This window comes from Enterobacter cloacae complex sp. P12RS, from assembly GCF_014895875.1.
Classification (GTDB): Bacteria; Pseudomonadota; Gammaproteobacteria; order Enterobacterales; family Enterobacteriaceae; genus Enterobacter; species Enterobacter bugandensis.
Window position 1 is genome coordinate 1 of the sequence record NZ_JADBQO010000074.1, and the last position, 4,653, is coordinate 4,653.

The window sequence follows — 4,653 nt, forward strand, 5'->3', positions numbered from 1 at the left end:
CTCCCCATGTGAGAGTAGGGAACTGCCAGACATCAAATAAGTGAAAAGGCCATCCGAAAGGATGGCCTTTTTGCGTTTCTGCGCTGCACAAATCGTAGGCCGGGTAAGGCGAAGCCGCCACCCGGCAGAGCAAACGACTAATGAATTACCTGCGATAAAAATGCTCGCGTACGTTCTGACTTCGGATGCGCAAAGAACTCATCCGGCGGTGCCTGCTCAACAATCTCGCCGCGGTCCATAAAGATCACCCTGTCAGCTACCGTTCTGGCAAAACCCATCTCATGCGTTACGCACAGCATCGTCATGCCGGATTGGGCCAGCCCAATCATGGTATCCAGCACCTCCTTCACCATTTCCGGATCCAGCGCAGATGTTGGTTCGTCAAACAGCATGATTTTGGGTTTCATGCACAGCGAACGGGCGATAGCCACGCGCTGCTGTTGCCCGCCCGAGATCTGACCAGGAAACTTATTGGCATGCTCCGCGATGCGTACGCGTTCAAGGTAGTGCATCGCCAGCGCCTCCGCTTCCTGTTTCGGCATCTTTCGGACCCAAATCGGCGCAAGCGTACAGTTCTGCAGAACGGTCAGGTGTGGAAACAGATTAAAGTGCTGAAATACCATTCCCACTTCCTGCCGCACGCGTTCGATATTGCGGATATCTTCATTCAGTTCAATACCATCAACCACAATGCGCCCTTGCTGATGCTCTTCAAGATGGTTAATACAGCGAATGGTTGTGGATTTACCTGAACCGGAAGGGCCGCAAAGGACGATGCGTTCGCCCTGCTTTACCTTAAGATTGATGTCCTTCAGGACATGAAACTGTCCATACCATTTATTGACGTTTTCCAGCGTAATCATCGCGTTGGCGGTTGTCATAGTCATTTGGCTCATAATTTCCTCAGTGCGGTGTACGCCCGGTGTTAAAGCGCTTTTCCAGATGCTGGCTGTAGCGCGACATGCTAAAACAAAAGATCCAGTAGATCAGAGCGGCAAAGACATATCCCTCGGTGGACATACCCAGCCAGACAGGGTCAACGGTTGCCTGCTGCACGCTGCTAAAGAGATCGAACAATCCGATGATGATCACCAGGCTGGTATCTTTAAAGAGAGCAATGATCGTATTGACCAGCCCAGGGATAACCAGCTTGAGCGCTTGCGGAAGGATCACCAGTCCCTGCGTTTTCCAGTAACCGAGCGCCAGTGATTCCGCCGCTTCGTACTGGCCTTTAGGCAATGCCTGCAGGCCACCGCGTACAACTTCAGCGACATAGGCGGACTGGAAGAGAATCACCCCGACCAGGGCACGGATCAGCTTGTCGATCGTTGTACCTTCCGCCATAAACAGTGGCAGCATGACCGACGACATAAACAGTACGGTGATAAGCGGTACGCCGCGCCAGAACTCAATAAAGATAACGGAGAGCACGCGTACGACCGGCATTTTTGAACGGCGACCCAGGGCGAGTAAAATACCCAACGGTAGCGCGCCGGCGATCCCTACTGAAGCGATAATCAATGTCAGCGTCAGGCCACCCCACTGGCGTGTTTCAACGCGTTCCAGCCCCAGAAAACCGCCATACAGCAGCACCCAGACAATAATCGGATAAACCACCGCCCAGACGGCAATATAGCGTCCACGGTGAGGCAGCTTTTTCCAGAACATGACTGCAACAGAGAGCAGGCCGATAACCAGCGCCAGATTAATCCGCCAACGCTGTTCGTGGGGATACAACCCATACATGAACTGACCGAAGCGCTCATGAATAAATACCCAGCAAGCGCCGGCTTTTGTGCAATCAGCTCGGGTTGAACCGACCCAGTTGGCCTGTATAACCGCCCAGTTCAGCAGGGGAGGAATCAATTCCCACATTAGCCACAGGCAGACAATCGTCAGCAGGCTATTACTCCAGCTGGAGAAGAGATTCTTACGCGCCCAGAGAATAAAACGTCCACCCGTCGAGCTGGCAGGGCGCGAGGAGTGCGACAGTATCGCTTTTGTCATCATAGATCCTTAGCGCTCGACCAGTGCTATACGACGGTTATAAAGGTTCATCAGCAACGAAATAGCCAGACTGATGATTAGATAGACGGACATGGTGATGGCAATGGTTTCTATGGCCTGTCCGGTCTGGTTAAGCACGGTTCCGGCGAAGAGAGACACCATATCCGGATAACCAATGGCAGCTGCCAGCGATGAGTTTTTGACAATGTTGAGATACTGGCTGGTCAGGGGCGGAATGATCACCCGTAAAGCCTGCGGAATAATGACCTGGCGAAGCGTCACGGTATTCGGCAAACCGAGTGAACGTGCCGCCTCGTGCTGCCCGTAAGGCACGGCCTGGATCCCGGAGCGGATGATTTCCGCAATAAACGCGGAGGTATAAATTGAAAGCGCCAGCGTGAGTGCTGCCAGTTCAGGAATTAACACCATACCACCCTGGAAGTTGAATCCGCGTAGGTGAGGAATATCCCAGTGCAAGGCTGCACCAAAAAGCCAGTGAGCAACTAACGGTAAGCCAACAATCAGCGCAGCGGCAACTGGCCATGTTTTACGAAGCTGTCCGGTTTTAATCTGATGCTTACGGTTATAGCGGAACAGGCCGACGGAAATCGCGAGCGCAACAATAATGGCGACGACAAAGGCGTAAATCCCTTCGGCCACCTGCGGAGAGGGAATGTATAACCCACGATTACTCAGGAAAAACAGCTCAAATGCATCGACGGCCTGGCGGGGACCGGGAAGATTACGCAGCACCGCGAAATACCAGAAGAAGATCTGCAGCAGCGGTGGGATGTTGCGAAACGTCTCAATATAGATGGTGGAAAGCTTTCGCAGCAGCCAGTTTTCAGAAAGACGCGCCAGCCCAATAAAGAAGCCCAGGATGGACGCGAAGACAATACAAAGTGCCGATACCAACAGCGTATTCAGTAAACCGACCACAAACACGCGTCCGTAAGTGTCACCCTCCTGATAGTCGATAAGGTGCTGAACAATCCCAAAGCCCGCGCTGCGATCCAGAAACGCAAAACCGGAGGTGATACCGCGATTATTCAGGTTAGTGATGGTGTTATGGATGAGATACACGGCGATAAGAACAACCGCAACAATAGCAATAATCTGGAATAGCCAGGCGCGGACCGCGGGATGAGAAAAGGATAGCGATCCTTTTACGGCTGAGCGGCGATGGGACATAAAGAAACCTCAGTAACCATGACTCTGGAGTGGGCACTGCCCGAGCAGTGCCCGTTACAGCTATGACTTAACGTACTGGTGGCGCGTACTGAATACCGCCGTTATTCCAGAGATTGTTCTGGCCGCGTTTGATCTTCAGCGGGCTTTCCGATCCCACGTTACGCTCGAAGATCTCTGCGTAGTTACCCACCTGTTTGATGATGTTGTAAGCCCACTTGTTATCCAGCTTCAGATCCTTGCCGAAATCACCTTCTTTACCGAGCAGGTGCGCCATATCCGGGGTGGAAGGATTCGCCGCTTTCTCATCAACATTTTTCGAGTTGATGCCCATCTCTTCTGCATTCAGCATGGCAAACAGCGTCCAGCGAACGATAGAGAACCAGTCTTCATCGCCACGACGCACAACCGGTCCGAGAGGTTCTTTAGAGATCACTTCAGGCAGGACAATCCATTCCGCCGGATTGCTCAGCTTAATGCGTAAGGCATACAGCTGTGACTGGTCAGAGGCCAGGGTGTCGCAGCGACCAGATTCCAGCGCTTTGGCTGATTCATCCGAGCGGTCGAAAGTCACAGGGGTGTATTTCATCTTATTTGCTTTGAAATAATCCGCGACGTTCAGCTCGGTATCGGTACCCGCCTGGATACATACGGTGGCGCCATCCAGTTCTTTGGCGCTTTTCAGGCCCGCTTTATTGTGGGTCAGGAAGCCGATGCCGTCATAATAGGTCACGCCCGTAAATGACATCCCCATACCTGCATCACGGGAGGAGGTCCAGGTGGTATTACGCGAGAGCATGTCAACCTCGCCGGACTGCAGCGCCGTAAAGCGCTCTTTCGCCGTCAGCGGGGTGTATTTTACTTTGCTGTCATCACCAAAAACCGCTGCTGCGACGCCACGGCAGACGTCCACATCAATACCGGTAAATTTGCCGTTCGCATCGGCATAAGAGAAGCCAGGCAGACCGTCGCTGATACCGCATTGAACAAAACCTTTCTTTTTAACGGCATCCAGCGTCGTTCCTGCATGGGCTTGACCGGCTATGGCAAACAACATGCCTGCAACGGTCAGGCTGGCTATCATCGTCTTTTTCATAATGGATCCTGTGTGGCGAAATTTATTGTTATAGAAGCGTTTTTAAGCGCTTAACCTGTCTGTGGCATTGGCCAACGTTTATAAAGCAAACGTAATGCCAGTTTTGAGTTCAGCGAGATAAGAGATAACTGAACGCTTAATGCAGAGTGTAGACAGGCTTAAATAAAATGAGCGCCCCGAAACAGTGCGAAATTACAACCTGTGCCACAAATTGGAGCAAAAGTTTTAACCGGGATGAGATAAAAAGAAGAGATAGTTTCTGAGGTGAATATTGGCAGAGTATTCAATAGTATTAATGTATGAAAATCATCAGAGATAAGAAAAAGGTGTTGATAGCGGTTGGTTGAAATGAAATATAAGAA

Annotated in this window: 5 protein-coding genes; all 5 read right to left on the bottom strand. The window is 51.5% G+C overall.

What is annotated here, in order from left to right; all coding sequences use genetic code 11:
- Window positions 1-137: 137 nt before the first annotated feature.
- Window positions 138-896, bottom strand: a complete 759-nt coding sequence (locus IM284_RS22705) for an amino acid ABC transporter ATP-binding protein (protein ID WP_041907797.1) — start codon at window positions 894-896, stop codon at window positions 138-140.
- A 7-nt stretch (window positions 897-903) separates the two neighbouring features.
- Window positions 904-2,007 carry an amino acid ABC transporter permease gene (locus tag IM284_RS22710; RefSeq protein WP_047367023.1) on the bottom strand — a complete coding sequence of 368 codons (1,104 nt, stop codon included), beginning with the start codon at window positions 2,005-2,007 and terminating at the stop codon, window positions 904-906.
- Between the two features lie 9 nt (window positions 2,008-2,016).
- The gene (locus tag IM284_RS22715) at window positions 2,017-3,198 is read right to left on the bottom strand and encodes an amino acid ABC transporter permease (protein WP_047367024.1); all 1,182 of its coding nucleotides are present in this window, start codon (window positions 3,196-3,198) and stop codon (window positions 2,017-2,019) included.
- Window positions 3,199-3,265: 67 nt separating this feature from the next.
- Window positions 3,266-4,291 carry an amino acid ABC transporter substrate-binding protein gene (locus IM284_RS22720; protein WP_047367025.1) on the bottom strand — a complete coding sequence of 342 codons (1,026 nt, stop codon included), beginning with the start codon at window positions 4,289-4,291 and terminating at the stop codon, window positions 3,266-3,268.
- A 158-nt stretch (window positions 4,292-4,449) separates the two neighbouring features.
- Window positions 4,450-4,653: hypothetical protein (locus tag IM284_RS23530; protein ID WP_226838946.1), on the bottom strand; the 204-nt coding region annotated here is incomplete at its 5' end.

Bases quoted from the DNA above. Each gene is read 5' to 3' on its own strand.
- IM284_RS22705 (WP_041907797.1), bottom strand. From the start codon at position 896: ATGAGCCAAATGACTATGACAACCGCCAACGCGATGATTACGCTGGAA.
- IM284_RS22710 (WP_047367023.1), bottom strand. From the start codon at position 2,007: ATGACAAAAGCGATACTGTCGCACTCCTCGCGCCCTGCCAGCTCGACG.
- IM284_RS22715 (WP_047367024.1), bottom strand. From the start codon at position 3,198: ATGTCCCATCGCCGCTCAGCCGTAAAAGGATCGCTATCCTTTTCTCAT.
- IM284_RS22720 (WP_047367025.1), bottom strand. From the start codon at position 4,291: ATGAAAAAGACGATGATAGCCAGCCTGACCGTTGCAGGCATGTTGTTT.